We start from the raw sequence: 18,365 nt of genomic DNA, 5'->3' as shown, positions 1-18,365 counted from the left end.
CCGGCTACTACAACTACGACCAGGGTTACTCGCCGACCTTCCCGGGCGCCGAGGACTTCGCGGGCACCATCGTTCACCCGCAGCACTGGCCCGAGGACCTCGACTACACGGGCAAGAAGATCGTGGTCATCGGCAGTGGCGCCACCGCGATCACCCTGATTCCCGCCCTGATCAACAGCGGCGCCGGGCACGTGACGATGCTGCAGCGCTCACCGTCCTACATCGGCGCCCTGCCCGACGTCGACCCGATCGCCGTACGCGTCAACAAACTGTTGCCCGCCAACGCCGCTCACGTGGTCAACCGCTGGAAGGCCATCCTCTTCAGCACCGCCCAGTACCAGCTGGCCCGCAAGTTCCCGAAGTACATGCGCAAGACGCTGCTCACCATGGCCCAGCGCAGGCTCCCCGAGGGCTACGACGTCGAGAAGCACTTCGGCCCGCGCTACAACCCGTGGGACGAGCGACTCTGCCTCGCCCCCAACGGCGACCTGTTCAAGACCATCCGCAAGGGCAACGCCGACGTCGTGACCGACACCATCGACACGTTCGTCCCCGAGGGCATCAAGCTGAACTCCGGCGAGGTCCTCGATGCCGACATCATCGTCACGGCAACGGGTCTCAACCTCCGGCTGTTCGGCGGTGCGGCCATCCGTCGCAACGGCGAGGACGTCGACCTTACCCAGTCCATGTCCTACAAGGGCATGATGCTGTCGGGCATGCCGAACATGGCCTTCACCATCGGGTACACCAACGCGTCGTGGACGCTGAAGGCCGACCTGGTCTCCGAATACGTGTGTCGCATCTTGAACTACATGGACGCCAACGGTTTCGACACCGTCGTGCCCGAGCACCCTGGTGAGTCCGTCGACGAGCGCCCGCTGATGGACTTCACCCCGGGCTACGTGCTGCGGGCCCTCGACAGCCTGCCCAAGGCCGGCTCGAAGGCACCATGGAAGCTCAAGCAGAACTACTTCCTCGACGTCAGGATGATTCGCCAGGGCAAGGTGGACGACGACGCCCTGCACTTCACCAAACACCGTGCAGCCGTAGCGGTCTAACCCGCTCGGCGGGCTAACCCGCGACGACCACGATCCCGTCGTCGTCGCAGTACGCGATCTCGCCGGGAGTAAACGTCACGCCGCCGAAGGTCACCGCAACGTCGCGGTGGCCTTCGCCGGTTTTGGTGCCCTTGCGCGGGTTGGTGCCGAGCGCCTTGATTCCGATGTCCATCGTGCGCAACGCGGCAGCGTCCCGCACCGCGCCGTGCACGATCAGTCCCGCCCAGCCGTTCACGACCGCCAGCCCGGCGATGATGTCGCCCACCAGCGCCGTGTGCAGCGAGCCCTCCCCGTCGATCACCAGCACGCCGCCGTTTCCCGGTTCAGAAAGCATGGACTTCAGCAGGGCGTTGTCCTGGAAGCAGCGGACCGTGGTGATGGGTCCCGCGAACATCGTCTTGGCGCCATAATTCTGCAGTTGCAGATCGCAGCTTCGGACGTCCGGGTAGATGTCGTCGACGAGGTCGGCGGTGGCGCGCGGTTCGATGGTCACCACCCGATGCTAGCGACGGCGGGTCGCGCCCGAATGGTCAGTCCTCGTCGGAGCCGCGCCGCACCAGCAACACCACCAGGATGGCCAGCACGCCTGCTGCGACGGCGGCAGCCAGTGGCAGCCGAGACGGCTCCGGCCCCGGCAGCGGAATGGGCGTCGGTGCGCTCGCGATGGTCGACTTCGCCTGTGCGGCAGTCTCCTTCGCGGCAGAGGTCGGTGAGCGATCGCCGTTGGTGGCCGGCGACGGCGACGGAACGGCGGCCACGGGTGGGGGCGGTGCCGCCTTCTTGGCGGGGGCCTTCTTCGCGGGCGGCGCGGCCTTCTTGGCGGGCGCCTTCTTTGCCGGGGCCTTCTTGGCGGGTGCCTTCTTCGCGGCCTTCGCGGGAGCCTTCTTGGCCGGCTGCGGTGAAGCGGGGTCGGTACCCGCGCCCGGCGACTGATCGTGGGGCGGGTCGCCCGGTCGATCCTGCTCGTCGGCCATGTTGGCTGCTCCTTTGCAGTTTCGGATGCAAGATTCGGCGTGCGGTAGGGGTACGGCAGTCGTTCCCATCATGCCAGTTCGCCTTTTCCGCTAGCCCGTGACCGCCAGCGCGGCCGCCAAGGTCAGGGCGACCGCCATGATCGCCAACTCGACCCGGGACCGCAGGCGCGACACGCTGATGGTGGCCCGGTGCGACCGCGCGGCGGGTAGCCAGCCCGCCCGATTGCGCGCGGCCAGCACGACGAGGACCACCGTCACGACGATCTTCGCCGCCAACACGCGGCCGTAACCGGTGCCGTAGAGGTCTGTCGGGGAGTTCAGGGTCACGACCGCGCCCGCCAGCCCAAACACCAGGAGCACGACCACGCACCCGAGCGACACCTGCGAGAAGCGGGGCAGAACCCTTGCCCACTGCCCGCGGTGAGTCACCGTCAGCACCAGCGCGGCAAGCGAGCCGCACCACAACGCTGCGGCCAACGCGTGCACCGTCACCGCCACGCCGCCCAGCGGGCTCTCCGACAAGTGGCCGACGAGGCTGCGGCCAGCCACGCCGATGGCAGCCGCGCCGATGGCGAGCACACCCGCGGTCGACGTCGGAGCGCCATTTCCCGGTGCGGTCACGGCGACGGCGCAGACCACCACGGCCGCCGCCAAACAGACCAGCCCCGCCCGGCCCGGCGCGGTGTCGACGGCGAACACGACGGCCGTGCGCACACCGACCCGTCCAGCCGACGAACCCGCCGCCTCGGCGGCACCGACGAACAGTCGAACGAGTTCGGCGATCGCCCACACCGCCGACACCACGATCAACGGGCGCGCCGCGCGACCGGCCAGCTCGCCGCGGTAGCGCTCGACGTCGAACGCGGGAACGACGACCAGACCGAGCGCGATTACCGCGGCGATGTCGGAGACTGCCCGAACCACGCTGAGCGCCACCGAGTTCTGCGGGTAGGCCAGACCCCACGCCACTCCGGCGGCGACCCCGACGCAGAGGGCGCCGAGGGTCGCCGCGCGGAGTCGGTTCATCCGCGCCGCCGCACCGCCATCAGCGCCCCCGCGGCAACGATCACCGCGGCCAGCACCACGAACGGCCACACCGGCACGCCATCCGCCTCATCTGCGCCTTGGGCGACCTTGGGGCCCGGCGCACCGGTTCCCGCCACGGTCAGGTCGAACGACCACGCCCCGTTCACCACGTGGCCGTCGGCCGAAGTGACGCGGTAGTTGACGGTGTACGTCCCCGTCGGACCCAGCGGCAACAACGCGACGCTGGCGATCGCGCCCTTGATCTCCGCAGGCCCCGTCGACCACAGGTTGCCGTCGGGACCGACGACGGTCATGGCCGCGAAGTCGGTCTGCAACTGTTCGTTGAACGTCGCAGTGGCGCGCGCCGGGCCTGCACCGACCGAACTGTCCGGGGTGGGATCGGCTGCGACCCGGATGGCATGGGCAGACGCGATTCCGGCGCCCGCCACTGCGAGAACCGAAAGGACCGCACCGACCAGGGCAGTGGCCGCGAACCTACGGATCATGCCCGGCGGCGTCCCGTGACCGCCGCGACGGCTCCGACGGCGGCGAGAACCAGTGCGCCGCCTGCCAGCCAGCGCGCCGTGTTGTCGGGTCGAGCCGCCGCCGCGACGGGTGGCTCGGCGACTGCGACGGCCGTCGGCACCGCGGCAGACGGCTGGTGGTCCTCCGTCGCTTCACCCGGCGCGCCGGTCAGGTTCAGCATTGGTGCGGGGTGCTCGGGCTCGTCACCGTTCGGCAGGGGCGGTTGATCCCACCGCACGACGGTGCCGTCCGAATACGTCTGGGTGGCAGGCAGCGTGACCGAGGGCTGGTTGGGCAGCGTCACCGAGACGTTGAACAGGGCGAACTGGTCGGAGGAGATGCCGACCGAGGGGGCTGCCGTCCAGGTCACCGCTCGGACGGTTCCCGCGGCGGCGTCACGGTCCAGTTTCGCCGTCCACCCCGGCATGACTTCGGTGCGGGCCGAGGCCACATTGGGCAGCGTGACGCTGAACTGGGTTGTCACAGCACCCTTTTCGGACTCTCCCGGTACCCGGAAGGTCAGTATCGAGGTGCTGCCGGGAGTCGCGCCTTCGGCGTCGACGTGGACGTGCGCCCACGCCGGTGCCGCGCCCGACAGGAGGGCGATTGACATGGCGGCGCCGGTGACGGCGGTCGTGATGAGGGCGCGCGAGTACGCCCGGGGTACGGGTTTCATGTTTGGTGGGTGCCTTCTCGGTCGTCTGGTCGTCTGGTCAGTTGGCGAAGCCGACCGGCGGACCGCGATGGGACAACGAGGCTGCGAGAAGACGCGCGGACTGGAGGGGTTGATCCGTGCTGCGGACGGCGATCGCCGACATCGGGGCGACGGGCAGACGTGTCGAGCGGGCGGCGGCCAGAAGCACCCGGGACACTGCGGCACACAGCCGGCCACCCATGGCGATGAGCACGGCACCGACCGCGGTCGCCGCCACATGCGAGCCGATCATCAGGCCCACCGGTGCTGTCGCGGTGACGTGCTCGGAATGCCCCGCGGCGCTCAGCAGGACATGGCCAAGCAGCTGCCCGACCGCGAGCACCCCAATCAGCATCTTGACGTCTGCGACGGCGCGCATCGTTGCGACGAGCGCTCCGGCGGTCAGCGACAGCAGTGCAAGCAGGGCTGCGGTGGACCCCGATGGCAGACCTCCGCCGGCCGACCCGTGTGCCGCCACCGACAGAGCCGCCGTCAGCGCACCGGTCGCCGCCCCGCGCAGCAGTGCTGCGGGTGCGATCGGGCCGACTGGCATGGCCTTGATCAGACCACTCCAAGACGCGCCATGAGGTCGGCGTCGACTCCATCGAGCTGTTCGCCGATCGCGGCGTGCGCAGCCTTGCGCCGAGGGGTTGGCATGTTCTCCGCGGCCGTCACGGCGGCGGACAGGTCACGAAGCCGTTCGGTCACGGCAGCGACGAACTGCTTGGTCTCGGCGTCCTTCGGCTTCTTCGCCGCGACCTTGGCCAGGGTCTGCTCCGCGCCGACGATCCTGGCGGACAACGCTCCGCCCGTTCCGGAGAACTGGCCGATCTGACTGAGCGGAACGCCCAACCGGTCGGCGCGGCGTTCGTCGACGTAGCCGCGGGCGGCAATGGCGACGCGATACGCGATCGGTACGACGATGGGGGCCAACAACCGCGAGATCGTCAGCGTCCGGCGAATGCGCGAAGGCGAGAACAGCTTCCCTTCGCGCGCGGCCTTGAGCTGCGTCTCAGCAACCTTGATGGCGGCCCTGTCGCTGTCCTTCTGCGCTTTCAGGCCCGCCTTGATCGCCTTCGATTGGCGCTTGCCGTCGGCCTTGATGCGGCGAGCTTCGTTCCTCGCGGCGAGTTTCGCCTCCAGTTTCGCCTTGGCCTTGATGGCCTTGGCTTCGGCACGCCGAGTCGCCCGGCTCTTCCGCCGTGTGAACAAGCCCATCCCGGCTGCCTCCCGGTCATCTCGTCGCGATCTGGTGATCGTGGCTGCACTGGTGGAGCCAACACTAATGCTGGTGGCCCCGCCGTCCCGTTCCGGCCCGGCGAAAGGTGCCGCTTCCGGTTCTCCAGCAAACAGTCAGCCCCGATTGTGCAAGAATTGTGACGGATCGGCGGTGCCTACCGTTGGTGCTGCTGGGGCGCCCATCCGGCGTCGTGAGAGGTGTGTGCACGTGGCTACGCGAATGCGCATCGCCGCGGCAGCTTGGGTGGTGGCGTCCGGGCTGTTCGTGGGCGGTGCTGGTGCCGCGATGGCATTTGCCAGCCCCGAGGCCGGCCAGGGCGGGGAAACCGGCGACCCGCAGGTCAACCCGACGGGCGGAGCCACCGCTGCGCCGACGTTGGTGGAGGGAGCGGCCATCGCGGCCACTCCGGCTGCGACGCCGACCGTGACCGCGCCGAAGCCCACGTCCGAAGTGGGTGACGGCCGCGGCGGCCGACCGGTTACCGCCGTCGACGCCACCCCGAGCGCTCAGCCGTCCAGCAAACAATCTTTGTCCGTCGGGCTGGCCTCACCGCAAACGAATCCTCCCGCGACCGGCGAACCTACCGCGCCCACCACCCAACCCGCCGAGACGACTACCGAGACCACGACTCAGGCGGCAGCGCCGACGGGTGCGGGCAGCACTAAGACCACCGCCGAGGCCCCGCCGCCAAAAGAGGATCCCGACGAACATCAGGGCTGGCATTGGCCGTGGTGCTGGCCGACCCCGCCGGATCCGGGTCAGCCGCCGGGCGGCCCCGCACCCGAAACTGGCGGTGGTGGCGGTATCAGCATCGGCAAGCCGCCGATCGGCATCGGCATTCCGAAGCCACCGCCGCTGATGCAGCTTCCCGTCCCCGCCCTACCGAGGGTGGTGGCGCCGGCGCTCCCGGTCATCCCCGTCGACCCGGTGGTTGACGTCATTACCGGATTGGCAACGGCCGCAGCGGAATTGCCCTTCGCGCCGCTGACACTTCCGGTCATCGTGCCACCGCTCGGTGCGGGCGGCGTTGGGGCCGGCGGCGGCGGAGGAGCAGGCGGAGCGGGTGGCCCTGGCATCGCGCCGCGACCGGGAACCCCGTCGGCGCCGCGCAATTCGGGCGGCCCACAGCAGAAGAATCCACCGCCGAAACCCGCAGAGCAGAATCCGCCCGCCTACGGCGCGAGCAACGGCGCAGTGCCTGCGTCGTACCGGGCTGGCTACGGCGACTACCTACGCACCGCCGGAGTCGGACAGATGGCTGCGGTCGCCGTGCCTGGTGTCACCGGCATCATCGCGCTCGCCGGTGTTGGTGGCTTGGTCGGTTATCGGCAGGCCCGAGCGGGCCATGCCGTCAGGGCCACTGGCACGGCACGCTTCATGGGTTGAGCGATTTCATCGGTTTGAGCGGGGTAGGACAGGGATAGTGGAGTCATCTAGAGGGGGTTTGAATGCCAGCCAGCCGTCGTGTCACGCGCGCCGTCAGTGAGGTCCTCGATCTCGCACCACGGCGCGGCGAAGTATCGCTCGCACGTCTCGTGCAATCCGTAGCGGAGGACCGCGGTAGACCCATCGAGCTCAAGATGGCGGATCTTCCGTCAGGAGTGTGCGGCCAGTGGCGACAGTACGTCGACCGCGACGTCTTCCTGATCCAGCAGGGTCTGCCCGCGGGTGACCGAACCCTCGCCCACGAACTCGGTCACCTGGTCCTCGGCCACGAAGGCATCTCCGTGGTGGAGGCGGCAAGGGACAGGACCGAATTCGCCAGCTCCGATCTCATCGGCTACATGCTCAACCAGCGGACCGGCTGCATGGGTCCAAGTGGTGAGGACCTCGAGCAGGAGGCCGAGGACTTCGCCGCCCTGCTGATCTATCGACTGGGTCGATTGCCGTCCGATCGCGCGTCCATCGTGCAGGTGCGGCTCGGAGAGGCGTTTGGTTGATCATCTGGGTGATCGCCGGTCTCCTCGGACTGGCAACTGGCCTTCGAATCGGCTGGGCACTCGTCAACAAGCAGTCTCTCGTCAGCGCGGCGATGATCCTTGCGCTCGGCAGCCTCGGGCTGGTGGCCGCGCTCAACTGGCAGCCGCTGACGTTGTTGATCGACACGCTGGTGCGGTGGCCCAACGTCTCGACGGTCATGAGCCAGGTCGCGCTCATCTCGTGCGCTGCGGGCAGCTGCGTGATGATCACGTCGGCGGCCTCCGAGCGCAAACCCGCGACGATCCGGCGCATCGCGGTGATTCAGTACGGCGTGGCCGCGCTCATCGCGGCCTGGACGTTGGTCGCGTTCTTCATCTCACCCCAGCAGCCGGAGATGACGCCCGAGGAGTACTTGCGACGCAACCTCGGCGTGCCAGGGACGAACGTGTCATGGCTGCTGCCGCTGCTTTATGTCATGCTCGCGTTGACGCTGGTCGTGTGGGCCGGGGTGCGGCACTCGAATCGGACCCGCCGCGGCCGCGCGCTGTTCGTCTTCACCACCGGCGTCGTGCTGATCGTGCTGGCAAGCGCGTTCTTCCTGCTCAGAGCGGTCGGCAATACAGGGTTCATCGGTGTCGGTACCGCGGCGACTCTGCTGGGTTGCGCAATGCTGGTGGTGGCCAGCGGATCGCTGTTGCCCAGCGTGGAGGACTGGTTCGGCGCGCGGCGTGAACTGCGGGTCATCCAGCCGCTGCTCGGGGAACTCAGTCGACGGCACCCCAACGTCGGGATCGGCGTACGCCCGCGCGGACCGCTGCTGTTTCGCGTCGCCGAGCAGATGTCACTGATCTCCGATGCGTTGTATCTGGAGGCAACCCGCGCTCTCGGCGGCGATGACGCCGCGGAATCCCACCGAACGGTCCCCCAGGACCCGCCCAGCGTGCCACCGGAGGAACAGTCGCTGCGCATCGCCGAGTGGATCAATGCCGGTCGCGGTATTAACCGGGATGCGGCCCACGGCAAATTCCCTGGGCCCCATTGGCTACGCCAGCCGCCGTCGTATTCCGACCGTGAGTGGATCCTCGCGATCGCCGATCAGTATCGGACGCTCGAAAACAATGTCAGCGTTGCCGCGTCCTGACCGAATCGAGATGTCGATTCGCGGGACGCGGCGCTGCAGTCGGCTCTTGGCCGAAGGAGCTAATCGTCCAGGTGTTCTTGGCGACGGAGCTCGTCGGCCTTCTGCACCAGGTCCTGCTGCGCTTCCGGCGACAGTCCGACGGTGCGCGCCGCAATACGGCGGATGCCCTCGTCGCGCATGCTGGCCAGCCAGGTCAGTTCCTTGTCCAGCTTCTCGTAGTACTCATCGTCGGTGAAGTACGCCGGCTTGATGCGGAAGAAGTTGGCAAGGGCGGCCATGGTGACGACCGAAGGATTGGTCCGGTTGCCTGAACGCAACTGCGACAGGTACGGCGCCGACATGGTGACGCCCTCCGCCTTGAGTGCCGCGATGACTTCGGCCGAGGTGTGGGGGCCGCGTCCCGGGGGGTAAACGGTGTCGAACAGGCGGTTCAGCCTGGCGGAAAAAGTCATGCTCATCGGTGTGTCCTCTACTCGGCGTGACGGGGGGGTCATCCTTTGCGGCGTATTTGCTGATCATCGTAGCGAGAGTTCCGCTAACAGCCAAGTGCAAACCACCGAAAAGTCTTCAACTCGCCACGTTACTACCCACCAACATGACGTCTAGCAGCGGTTATCGCCAGCTCGGAAGTCGCCAAGCTGCAGCGCAGCCAAGCAAATACTGACGCTCGGGTAGTTTTGCCGTGATCATGAGCGCTGGCGCTGTGTGCGTAGCGGAGCCCTCGGGTGGCCGCGGGCAATCTGCCGACCGGTCAAGGGCGACGACATCGGGCATTTGCTCGAAAACGGGACCATCCCGCGGGTCGGTAGCTGCCGAAGCCCGCTTTCGCCACGTCAATCCGTGGACTGCGCGCGCAGGATGTGCGCTGTCGGCCGTTCGACTGACAGTAGCCAGTGGTGGGTTCGGCGGGATTCGGCGACGAATCGCGCACGGCGGCGCCATGACCGACGTGCGCAACCGCGAGAAAGACCGCTAAGCCGCGAGCAGCATCGCCAGGACGGCCGTGTCTGGATGAGTGATCGGGTCGACCCCCACCCGACTGACCATCGAGGTGATCGTGCCGTCGGACTCGGCCTCCACCCACGCCGCACGGTGGTCGAGGCCCAAGTGCGGCAGCCCGGGAAGCAGCACGCATCCCGAGGCTGCGCCCGCGCATTCGGGAAGTGACGGCATCGTCTCCGATGGCGGGTGCAGCATCAACAAAGCGGGCGGCTGCCGAAGCGCGAAGTAGCCCGGCGGAATCGCCGATTCGCCGACGACGGTTCCTTCGGCCATGACCAGGCCGACCGTGCCGGGTGCTGGCTCGTCGGGCAATTCCTCACGGACGCCGAAGATCGTCGTCGTCGACAGCAATCCGGGCAGCGAAGCCACCCGTACCGCGACCATCAATAGCTGTGCCCACTCCTTGGTCGAATCGGGCCAGCGGCCCGAGACCACGAAACCCTTGAGCGATCCACCAGAGTGGAAGGGTGCGACTTCAATGGCTCCGTGGGATCCGGTGTCCATCCTCGCCTCCGATCGGGGTGCTTTTGCCGCCCGACACGGCTACGGGTCGATCCCGACAGAATGCGGCAGGCAGGGCTTGGCACACAAGAGGACACGAGTGCCAGTAATACAACCGTCACGCAGGTGCGTCAGTGTTGACGCAAACCCGAGATCGTCCACACCACGCGGTAGGAACCCGCCGCCCTGACCGGTCCGAAGTCGTGCGAGTCCGACGCGTAACGCGCACGCGGATTGTCCGAACGCGCCTCGAAGATCGTGCCGTGGGACGAGGGCTGCACGTCGCCGACCCGCTTGACGAGCCATCGGGTCGACTTCGTCGGATCGCGGAACACCCGGATCTGGTCACGACGCGGCTCGCCGCCGTCGCGAAAACCCAGTAGCCATTCGCCAGGGCTAAGAGTGGGGCGCATCGACTCTCCGTCGACTCGGAATACGCGGAGCGGCCAGCCCCGCGGTACCTGGTTGACGCTCATGCCTAAAGGGTAAGTTGGCAACATGCTTCCTCGACTCTTGCCCAACGCAACTCCCGCCCACGCTCACTGCGACCTGTACTGCGGTGTCTACGATCCGGCTCAGGCCAAGATCGAGGCGCTCTCTTGCCTCAAGACGCTCAAGAAGTTTCACGACTCGGACGACGACCACTTCAAGACTCGCGCCATCATCATCAAGGAGCAGCGCGCCGAAGAGGTCAAGCATCACCTGATGGTGTTGTGGGCCGACTTCTTCACCAAGGACCACTTCGCACAGTTCCCGAACCTGCACCAGCTGTTCTGGGACGGAGTACACGGGGCCGGTGACGTGAAGAAGTCGACCGATGTCGCCGTCGCCGAGAAGTTGCTGAAGACGATCGACGAGATCTCCGACATCTTCTGGCAGACCGAGAAGGCCAAGGACATGGGCGTGTATCCACCCGCCTGATCAGGACAGTTCTTCGGCGGAGGCCGGTTCGGCGCATCAGTGCTGAGCCGGCCTTCGTCGTTGGCGCCGACGGCTCGACGGATTTAGGTCAGGACGGATTTAGGTCAGGACGATGAGGGCAAGGATGCCGAGCAGTGCGAGTGCGATCAGCCCCGCACGCAGGCAGGCCATCAAGTGACTATGGGTATAGACGTGAGCGGAGGTGTGCCATTCAGACGGCGGTACTGTTCCGTGCCCCAGCGGATGCGATGCCATCAACAGCTCCTGACCTGCGCGATCAACGTTAATCCCCCAGTGAGATCGATCACAACCATAAGTTGTGATCGCGATCATAGCGCTTGGAACGATTCACTAGAAAATCGGCGCCACCCGGCCAGCCGAGCCAGCGCCGGGAGGGCCCGCGGCCGACCACATGGTTAGCTAGGCGTCGTTTTTGCTCGCCGCCGCAAAACCTGTTGATCACTTGCCGTCGAGGACACAGCGTTATCCCCAGACAAATCCAGGGAACGAACAGATTCGCCGGTTCAGAGGGTTTTCCGCTGCTACGCGCCTGTGGATGAACCTGTGCAAACTGTGGATAGGCGTCCGATTGCTGGGGCCGTCGTGCCAGCATTGAAACCAGCTTCCGTCGACCGCGCGTCGACGGGAGGACCGATGACCGATGAGGTGGCAACGCAGTGAGTGACGACCAGGTCCAAGAGGCCCAGATCGCCGATGTTCCCGTGACGTTCGACCAGTCCGCCGTGCTGCTCGACGTCCGCGAGGACGACGAGTGGCAGCGCGGCCACGCCGAGGGCGCGCTGCACATCCCGATGGGCGACGTGCCCGCCCGCATGGCGGAGATCGACACCGATGCGGCGCTGTTCGTCGTGTGTCACGCGGGCGGCCGATCGCAGCGGGTGGCGCAGTACCTCGCCCGCAACGGCTACGAGCCGATCAACGTGGCGGGGGGCATGCTGGCGTGGGCAGGGGCAGGACGCGCCGTCGTCACCGACGACGGCTCTGCGGGCACCGTCTGACGGACCGTAGGCTGACGACGTGATCCAGGTCTGTTCACGGTGCGGCACGCGATGGAACGTCCGCGACCGTCAGCGCGCTTGGTGCCCCCGCTGTCAGGGCTCGCTGCTCGCACCGTCGGCAGAGCCAGAACCTCAGTGGGCGGCCCGGCCATCCAACGTCGCCCAGCCGGGCGCTGCGGGCCCGCCGCAACGCCTGCCGTCGGGCTACCGCTGGATCGCGGTACGGCCCGGGGCGGCGCCGCCGCCCCGGCGGATCCCGCGCCCACTGGGGCCGACGCCCAGGTACTCGGTCATTCCGCGCTGGGGGCTGCAGGACCACTTCGATCAGGCCCCGCCGACGCACGTCGAACCGCCGAGGGCGTCGACGCGCATGGTGCGGGTCACGCTGCTGGTCACCATGATCGCGCTGGCCTTCGCGGTCGTGATTCACATCGCCAACTACGCGCTGCTGCTCTACAACCGCTCGACCTTGCTCAACCCGATCGTCGCCGGGATCGCGACGTGGGCGGGGGTGGCGGCCAGCGTGGTGGCGTTCTTCGCCGTGATCGCGACCACCGTGGTGCTGACCAACTGGCTGATCGCCCGACGTGCGGTCACCTATGAGCGTCACGAGATGCCGGATCCGCGGCCGGTGTGGCAGCTGTGGCTTGGTTGTCTGCTGCCGTTCGTCAACCTCTTCTGGGCGCCGGTCTTCGTCATCGAACTGGCCAGGGCCGAAGGACGCCTGGCGTGGTTGCGTGCCCCCATCGTCGTGTGGTGGTGCGCATGGTTGGTGAGCTTCTGCGTGTCGGTGTTCTCGTTCTCGACGAGCTTCACGCGCGACGCCCAGGGCATCGCCAACAACACGGTGGCCATCATCATCGCCTACCTGGCGGCGTTGGCGGCGCTGCTGCTGACGCTGAGGATGTATCGCGGTTTCGAACATCAAGCCGTCGATCGTCCGGTCAAACGATGGGTCTTGGTCAACGCCGACGAGAAGCCGTCGCCGCAGGACGCCGAGTCAGAATCCGCGCCTCGGGTTGAGTCGGACCGGGACGAACCGGCAGCATAGGTCCATGACTTCGGCCGACGGAGCACTCGGCGGTCACCCATTCGTGGTGGCGCACCGGGGCGCATCGGCAGCCCGCCCCGAACACACGATCGCCGCCTACGAACTCGCGCTGCGCGAGGGCGCCGACGGTGTCGAGTGCGATGTGCGGCTAACCCGCGACGGCCAGCTGGTGTGCGTGCACGACCGGCGGATCGACCGGACGTCGACGGGCACCGGCCTCGTCAGCGATATGACGCTCGCCGAGTTGCGTGAATTCGATTACGGCGCTTGGCATTCGAGTCGGCGAGCGAACGGCGGCCACGGCGACACGGGTCTGCTCACCCTCGACGATCTGGTCTCGCTGGTGCTCGACTGGAACCGGCCCGTCAAGATCTTCATCGAGACCAAGCATCCGGTGCGCTACGGCGCGCTGGTGGAGAGCAAGGTGCTCGCCCTGCTGCACAGGTACGGCATCGCCGCACCGGCATCGGCCGCGCTGTCCCGCGCGGTCGTCATCTCGTTCTCGGCCGCCGCGGTATGGCGGATCCGCCGAGCAGCACCCATGCTGCCGACGGTGCTGCTCGGCGAGACGTCCCGCTACCTTGGCGGCAGTGCCGCGACGACCGTCGGTGCCACCGCAGTCGGGCCGTCGATCGCCACGCTGCGCGAGCACCCCGAACTGGTCGACCGCGCGGCTGCCCACGGTCGGGCCCTGTACTGCTGGACCGTGGACCACTACGAGGACGTGCGTTACTGCCGCGACGTCGGCGTGGCATGGGTCGCCACCAACCATCCGGGCCGCACCAAGGACTGGCTGCGGAACGGGTTGACCGAGGCTGGCCTCGATCAACCCGACCGCGACTAGAGCTTGCCGCCCGCCACCTTGGGAGCGGTCGCGTCGGCTCCGGCCGCACCGATCTCGCGGGCGACGAAGTCCTCGAGGTGGAACAGGTCGGCACCGGCGCGCTCGCTGACCCGCACCAGGGTGGTCATCAGCGCGACCTCCTCGACCTGCTCCTTGAGGAACCACTGCATGAACTGCTCGCCGAGGTAGTCGCCCTCGTCGCGCGCGACGGCGGCGAGGCGGGTGATCTGCTCGGTGACGGTGCGCTCCTGCTCGAGCGCCAGGCGCAGCGCCTCGGTTGGCGTGGTGAAGGCGTTGCGCACCGCGTCGGTGCCGGTGATCTCAACCTCGACGTCACGATCGATCAGATATTGCACCAGCATCATCGCGTGATTGCGCTCGTCGAGTGCCTGCGCGTAGAAGTGCTTGGCCAACTGGGGGAGGTCGGCGGAGTCGAAGTGAACGGCGATCGCGGTGTATTGCTGCGACGCGGTGAATTCGACGCGGATTTGCTCCTGGAGCAGGTGGTGGAATTTGGTGTCGGAAGTCGTTGCGTCGGTCATGGGACGAAGGATAGTGCAGGTCAGACCACTCTGTCAGCAAAGGTCTGACTAATTAAGGACAGGTTCCCCTAAGCCGTGTGACCGCGATTACGGCACTCGTTCGGTGTTTGCTGCGAAGCCTGGCAAAGCAAGGTTCGCCTAACTGTTGCCCGCATCCAGGACGTCCTGGGGCACCGCGGTGTCGGTCGCCAACGCGTGAAATAGGCGCGTGGCTGCGTCGTGGTCCCACACCACCACCGAGCCCGAGTCGCTGCCGGTGAACTCGCCGATCGGCACCGTCGTGGTCGTGACGGTTCCGTGCAGTGCCCAGGCAAGTCGAGCCAGGTCCCACACGTGCGCGCCCTGATCGACGGTTACCGCGCCCGATGCCGCATGCGCCATCGGGTACCACCGCAGCGGGTTCAGTAGGACGGCGGGACTCGCGGCGCGATGCATCAACGTGGCCATGAACTGCCGCTGGTTGGTCATCCGGTCGAGGTCGGCGCGCGGGGTGGCCCTGGAGCGGACGTAGCCCAGCGCGCTGCGACCGTCCAACTCCTGGCAACCGGCGGGCAGGTCGATGCCCGCCAACGGATCGCTGATCGGCTCCGGCGGGCACATCGTGACGCCGCCGACGGCGTCGACCATCACGGCGAATCCGTCGAAGCCGATCTCGGCGTAGTGGTCGAGTCGCAGCCCCGTCGCCTGTTCGACCGTTTGGGCCAGCAGGGGTGCGCCACCCAGGGCGAACGCGGCATTGACCTTGTCCTCCCCGTGCTCGGGTATCGGGAGATAGGAGTCCCGAGGGATGGACACCATGGTGGTCGGGACGTCCGATCCGAGTCCGGGCACGTGCACCAGCAGGATCGTGTCGGTCCGGCCGTCGCCGAGGTCGCCGCCGGTGGCGAGCTCGGCCTGCTGCTCCTCGGTCAGGTCCTGACGGCTGTCGGACCCGACGAGCAGCCACGTCGTGCCGCCGCCAGCGGGCGGGCGGTCGGGCAGTGCGGCGAGCGCCGGGATGCGGTGCAGCGACGTGTCGATCCACACTCCGGTGCCGACGAGTGCCAGCACGACGAGTAACAGGAGGCTGACCACGACGCGTCCCCAGCGCCGCCTACGTCTCGGCGCGCGGACCTTGGTGGCCGGCGCCCGCGGTGGTGGCTGGCGAGGCGGCGGAACTCGATTGACGGGCGGTGGCGGCGGTCGGTACCTCGGCGGCGGTGGCGGTGGCCGGCGTGCCGGCGGAGCGATTGGCTGGGTGGCATCGGGCGGCCGCACGGGAGGCGGTGATGGCCGGTAGTTGGGGTCGCGCCGGATGACCTGTGACGCCTCCTGCGGCGGGCGGGAGCGCCGCGGATCGGGCCCCTGGTGGGGCGGCCGGTTGTCGGTCACATGCATGAATGTACGTGCCGGAAACGGCCTGCTCGGCCGTCATCGACCAAGCCAGCCAAGGTGTCCGGCAAGCAGCGCGTACCCCACGAAGGCCACGGCGTCGATGAGACCGTGCGCCACGATCAACGGCCACAGACGTCCCGTCCGTTGCCACACATAGCCGAAGACGAGACCCATCACCAGGTTTCCGACGCCGGCGCCGAAGCCCTGATACAGGTGGTAGGCACCCCGCAGCAGGCTGGACAGCGCCAGCACGACGACGGGCGAGATACCGAGTTGGCGCAGCCGCGTCATGAGGAACGCGACGACGACGATCTCCTCGGCCCACCCGTTGGCGAAGGCCACCGCCAGCAGGACGGGGATGCGCCACCACGTGTCGCCGAGTTCGGACGGCACGACGGACACTCCGATGCCCAGTGCCCGCCCCGCGACGTAGAGGCCGAGACCGGGAATGCCGATGAGTGCCGCGAGCCCGAGGCCGCCGAGCAGATCCGAGCGCCAGCGGAATCGTCCGAGCCCGATGCGGCTGGGCCCGAAACCGCTGCGCCACAACAGGTATAGCCCTAGCAGGCCCCATGCGACGAGCTGAAAGACCGACGCCAGATTGAGCGCCAGGTTGATCAGGTCGATGGGGGAGAGCTTGCGGTTGAGCGCCACCTTCTGACCGGAGAGGCCGAGGAGGACGGCTTCGATCAGGCTGACGAGGGCCGTGTACGCCGAGAGGCCGAACGTGACGGCGAGGACGACGGCGATCTCGAGCCTGATCGCCCGTTTGCGGGGGTCGGGCAGCAAGTCGTCGCTCGGCCCCGTCACCGGAGATACGGTAGCCGCTTCCTTCCCCCGTTCCGTCACCCATCAGATGCGGCGCGAGCGCAACCCGTTGAGGAACGGGCAGCCCATCAGCATGCGGATGGCTTGGTTCAACCCGGTGACGTCATCGACCGGCTTGGCGAACGGCAGCCGCACGTCGTGGTCGCCGTCCTCCGCCTCGACGCGGAGCTGGACGCCGTAGCGGTCGAGGCCGAGTGGGCGGACGTGCCCGCGCCGCAGCGGCGTCGGGAGTCGGTTGGCCAGTCGGTCGACCACTTCGCGGTGGGCCGACTCGAGGTGCTGCAGCCAGCCGGACTCCAGCGCGCAGAAGGGGTCCGGCTGCGCGTCGAGCAGGGTGCCGACCCCGACGGACTCGGCGCCAGTCGAATCGGCGACCACGACGGACTCGATCTCGAGCCGCACCAGGATGTACGGCGTATCGCCGCCGGCGGCCTGCGTCCTGCCGGTATTCACTTGCAGCAGAGCAGGATTCGGGTTCTGCGCGGCGACCAGGTCGAGGAGGTCCGCGACGCCGGACGCCGCGACGTTGAAGAGTCGGCCACTGATCCACACCAGCGAGCGCACCGGCTCGCGCAGTGGAAGGGGCGCGTAGTCGGTCATCTCGAGGACCGCCTGGATGCCTGCCGCACCCGAGGCGAGAACCATGCCGGCCAGCAGTCCGTCGACGGGCACCGTGATCGCGACCGATCCGTCATCGAGCAGATGGTGCACCGGCGTAGCGGCAGGCTCGACGCCCTCCACCGCCAGGATGGCGCCACCGCCGCGGGCGCAGGCGCTGCGGATCCGCTCGGCCGTCGTGGGTGCCAATAGCGCCGTTCCTACCGTCGCGTCGCCATTCATTACGTCCGCCTTCCGTCGAATGAGGTATGCCTAACTTAGGCTAGCCTCACCAAATCGCGCAAGGTTCCCCGAAGCGCCTCAACGGCCGCGGAGCGTCGAGCCGATAGTGTTGAGCCGTGCCACGCGTCGCCTATCTGGGTCCGGAGGGGACCTTCACCGAAGCGGCGTTGTTGCAGATGGCGGGCGCCCGCGTGATACCCGGCGCGGCGGCAGGAGCCGCGCAGGTCGAGCCGGTGCCCTGCGATACCGCCGATGGTGCGCTTGATGCCGTTCGCGCCGGCACCGCCGACTACGCGTGCGCGCCAATCGAGAACTCGATCGAGGGCTCGGTGGTCCCGACGATGGACAGCCTCTCCACCGGTGCCCCGCTGCAGATCTTCGCCGAGCACACCCTCGACGTCGCGTTCAGCATCGCCGTCCGCCCCGGCACTCCCGCCGCGAGCGTCGAGACCGTCGCCGCCTTTCCGGTCGCACTGGCACAGGTGAAGCGGTGGCTTGCCGAACACCTGCCTGGCGCGCGCCCGGTGCCAGCCAGCTCCAATGCGGCCGCCGCTCACGACGTCGCGGCCGGCCGGGCCGATGCAGGCGTCACCACGGCTCTCGCCGCCCAGCACCTTGGGCTCGCCGCGCTGGCCGACGGTGTCGTCGACGAGCCGAACGCCAGGACCCGATTCGTCCTCGTCGGCCCACCGGCACCGCCGCCGGCCCGCACCGGCGCCGACCGCACGTCCGTCGTCTTGCGACTGGACAACGTGCCTGGCGCGCTGGTCGCTGCGATGACCGAGTTCGCGATCCGCGACATCGACCTCACCCGCATCGAATCCCGGCCAACTCGAATCGAATTGGGCACCTACGTCTTCTTCCT

23 protein-coding genes are annotated in these 18,365 nt (G+C 67.9%); 9 read left to right on the top strand and 14 right to left on the bottom strand.

All coding sequences use genetic code 11. From position 1 onward, the window contains the following. The coding region (locus QOD90_RS08470; RefSeq protein WP_526348579.1) for a flavin-containing monooxygenase at nucleotides 1-1,058 on the top strand (1,058 nt) is incomplete at its 5' end. A gap of 13 nt (nucleotides 1,059-1,071) precedes the next feature. On the opposite strand, the gene rraA is transcribed toward QOD90_RS08470, so the two are convergent. From rraA to QOD90_RS08435, 7 genes are all read right to left on the bottom strand, one after another. Continuing rightward, nucleotides 1,072-1,551 (bottom strand): ribonuclease E activity regulator RraA, encoded by a 480-nt coding sequence (gene rraA, locus QOD90_RS08465; RefSeq protein ID WP_526348577.1) that lies wholly within the window; start codon nucleotides 1,549-1,551, stop codon nucleotides 1,072-1,074. Between the two features lie 37 nt (nucleotides 1,552-1,588). Beyond that, nucleotides 1,589-2,032 (bottom strand): hypothetical protein, encoded by a 444-nt coding sequence (locus QOD90_RS08460; RefSeq protein ID WP_526348575.1) that lies wholly within the window; start codon nucleotides 2,030-2,032, stop codon nucleotides 1,589-1,591. Nucleotides 2,033-2,122: 90 nt separating this feature from the next. Then, on the bottom strand, nucleotides 2,123-3,058 hold the full coding sequence (locus tag QOD90_RS08455) for a CopD family protein (RefSeq protein WP_526348573.1): 936 nt from the start codon (nucleotides 3,056-3,058) through the stop codon (nucleotides 2,123-2,125). Beyond that, nucleotides 3,055-3,561: a copper resistance CopC family protein gene (locus QOD90_RS08450; RefSeq protein ID WP_526348581.1), complete on the bottom strand. Its 507-nt coding sequence runs from the start codon at nucleotides 3,559-3,561 to the stop codon at nucleotides 3,055-3,057. The genes QOD90_RS08455 and QOD90_RS08450 overlap by 4 nt, the downstream gene beginning before the upstream one ends. Next, a complete protein-coding gene (locus QOD90_RS08445) occupies nucleotides 3,561-4,259 on the bottom strand; it encodes a YcnI family protein (protein ID WP_526348571.1) in 699 nt (232 codons plus the stop codon). Before QOD90_RS08445 ends, QOD90_RS08450 begins: the two co-directional genes overlap by 1 nt. A 37-nt stretch (nucleotides 4,260-4,296) precedes the next feature. After that, complete coding sequence (locus QOD90_RS08440; RefSeq protein ID WP_526348569.1) at nucleotides 4,297-4,830, bottom strand: hypothetical protein; 534 nt, start codon at nucleotides 4,828-4,830, stop codon at nucleotides 4,297-4,299. 8 nt (nucleotides 4,831-4,838) lie between these two features. Further along, entirely contained in the window at nucleotides 4,839-5,495 is a 657-nt protein-coding gene (locus QOD90_RS08435; protein WP_526348567.1) for a DUF6474 family protein, read from the bottom strand. 229 nt (nucleotides 5,496-5,724) lie between these two features. On the opposite strand from QOD90_RS08435, the gene QOD90_RS08430 reads away from it, so the two are divergent. The 3 genes from QOD90_RS08430 (at nucleotide 5,725) to QOD90_RS08420 (ending at nucleotide 8,578) form a co-directional block, all read left to right on the top strand. Continuing rightward, on the top strand, nucleotides 5,725-6,903 hold the full coding sequence (locus QOD90_RS08430) for a hypothetical protein (protein WP_526348565.1): 1,179 nt from the start codon (nucleotides 5,725-5,727) through the stop codon (nucleotides 6,901-6,903). A gap of 62 nt (nucleotides 6,904-6,965) precedes the next feature. Next, entirely contained in the window at nucleotides 6,966-7,457 is a 492-nt protein-coding gene (locus tag QOD90_RS08425) for an ImmA/IrrE family metallo-endopeptidase (protein WP_526348563.1), read from the top strand. Beyond that, on the top strand, nucleotides 7,454-8,578 hold the full coding sequence (locus tag QOD90_RS08420) for a hypothetical protein (protein ID WP_526348561.1): 1,125 nt from the start codon (nucleotides 7,454-7,456) through the stop codon (nucleotides 8,576-8,578). Before QOD90_RS08425 ends, QOD90_RS08420 begins: the two co-directional genes overlap by 4 nt. A 59-nt stretch (nucleotides 8,579-8,637) precedes the next feature. On the opposite strand, the gene QOD90_RS08415 is transcribed toward QOD90_RS08420, so the two are convergent. The 3 genes from QOD90_RS08415 to QOD90_RS08405 all read right to left on the bottom strand — a co-directional run bounded on the left by QOD90_RS08415 (nucleotide 8,638) and on the right by QOD90_RS08405 (nucleotide 10,557). Then, nucleotides 8,638-9,036 carry a transcriptional regulator gene (locus tag QOD90_RS08415; RefSeq protein WP_526348559.1) on the bottom strand — a complete coding sequence of 133 codons (399 nt, stop codon included), beginning with the start codon at nucleotides 9,034-9,036 and terminating at the stop codon, nucleotides 8,638-8,640. A 514-nt stretch (nucleotides 9,037-9,550) separates the two neighbouring features. Continuing rightward, complete coding sequence (locus QOD90_RS08410; RefSeq protein WP_526348557.1) at nucleotides 9,551-10,084, bottom strand: peptidase; 534 nt, start codon at nucleotides 10,082-10,084, stop codon at nucleotides 9,551-9,553. Nucleotides 10,085-10,212: 128 nt separating this feature from the next. Then, nucleotides 10,213-10,557: a S26 family signal peptidase gene (locus tag QOD90_RS08405; protein WP_526348555.1), complete on the bottom strand. Its 345-nt coding sequence runs from the start codon at nucleotides 10,555-10,557 to the stop codon at nucleotides 10,213-10,215. A 22-nt stretch (nucleotides 10,558-10,579) separates the two neighbouring features. Here QOD90_RS08405 and sodN point away from each other — a divergent pair, with 22 nt between their 5' ends. From sodN to QOD90_RS08385, 4 genes are all read left to right on the top strand, one after another. Next, on the top strand, nucleotides 10,580-11,002 hold the full coding sequence (gene sodN, locus QOD90_RS08400) for a superoxide dismutase, Ni (protein ID WP_526348553.1): 423 nt from the start codon (nucleotides 10,580-10,582) through the stop codon (nucleotides 11,000-11,002). 677 nt (nucleotides 11,003-11,679) lie between these two features. Then, on the top strand, nucleotides 11,680-12,021 hold the full coding sequence (locus tag QOD90_RS08395; protein WP_526348551.1) for a rhodanese-like domain-containing protein: 342 nt from the start codon (nucleotides 11,680-11,682) through the stop codon (nucleotides 12,019-12,021). Nucleotides 12,022-12,040: 19 nt separating this feature from the next. Continuing rightward, nucleotides 12,041-13,072: a DUF4328 domain-containing protein gene (locus QOD90_RS08390; RefSeq protein WP_526348549.1), complete on the top strand. Its 1,032-nt coding sequence runs from the start codon at nucleotides 12,041-12,043 to the stop codon at nucleotides 13,070-13,072. A 4-nt stretch (nucleotides 13,073-13,076) separates the two neighbouring features. Further along, nucleotides 13,077-13,916 (top strand): glycerophosphodiester phosphodiesterase, encoded by an 840-nt coding sequence (locus QOD90_RS08385; protein ID WP_526348547.1) that lies wholly within the window; start codon nucleotides 13,077-13,079, stop codon nucleotides 13,914-13,916. Here the strand turns inward: QOD90_RS08385 and QOD90_RS08380 are convergent. The 4 genes from QOD90_RS08380 to QOD90_RS08365 form a co-directional block, all read right to left on the bottom strand. After that, entirely contained in the window at nucleotides 13,913-14,458 is a 546-nt protein-coding gene (locus tag QOD90_RS08380; RefSeq protein WP_526348545.1) for a ferritin, read from the bottom strand. The two genes, QOD90_RS08385 and QOD90_RS08380, sit on opposite strands and share 4 nt — an antisense overlap. A gap of 138 nt (nucleotides 14,459-14,596) precedes the next feature. Further along, nucleotides 14,597-15,835, bottom strand: coding sequence for an LCP family protein (locus QOD90_RS08375; RefSeq protein WP_526348543.1), 1,239 nt, complete (start codon nucleotides 15,833-15,835; stop codon nucleotides 14,597-14,599). Between the two features lie 33 nt (nucleotides 15,836-15,868). Continuing rightward, nucleotides 15,869-16,642, bottom strand: a complete 774-nt coding sequence (locus tag QOD90_RS08370) for a CPBP family intramembrane glutamic endopeptidase (protein WP_526348541.1) — start codon at nucleotides 16,640-16,642, stop codon at nucleotides 15,869-15,871. Nucleotides 16,643-16,684: 42 nt separating this feature from the next. Beyond that, nucleotides 16,685-17,500, bottom strand: a complete 816-nt coding sequence (locus QOD90_RS08365; RefSeq protein WP_526348539.1) for a DUF2470 domain-containing protein — start codon at nucleotides 17,498-17,500, stop codon at nucleotides 16,685-16,687. A gap of 116 nt (nucleotides 17,501-17,616) precedes the next feature. Here QOD90_RS08365 and pheA point away from each other — a divergent pair. Continuing rightward, the coding region (gene pheA, locus QOD90_RS08360) for a prephenate dehydratase (protein WP_526348537.1) at nucleotides 17,617-18,365 on the top strand (749 nt) is incomplete at its 3' end.

Source organism: Mycobacterium sp., assembly GCF_032161845.1.
Taxonomy (GTDB): domain Bacteria; phylum Actinomycetota; class Actinomycetes; order Mycobacteriales; family Mycobacteriaceae; genus Mycobacterium.
This window is presented reverse-complemented; position numbering and strand designations above follow the sequence as displayed.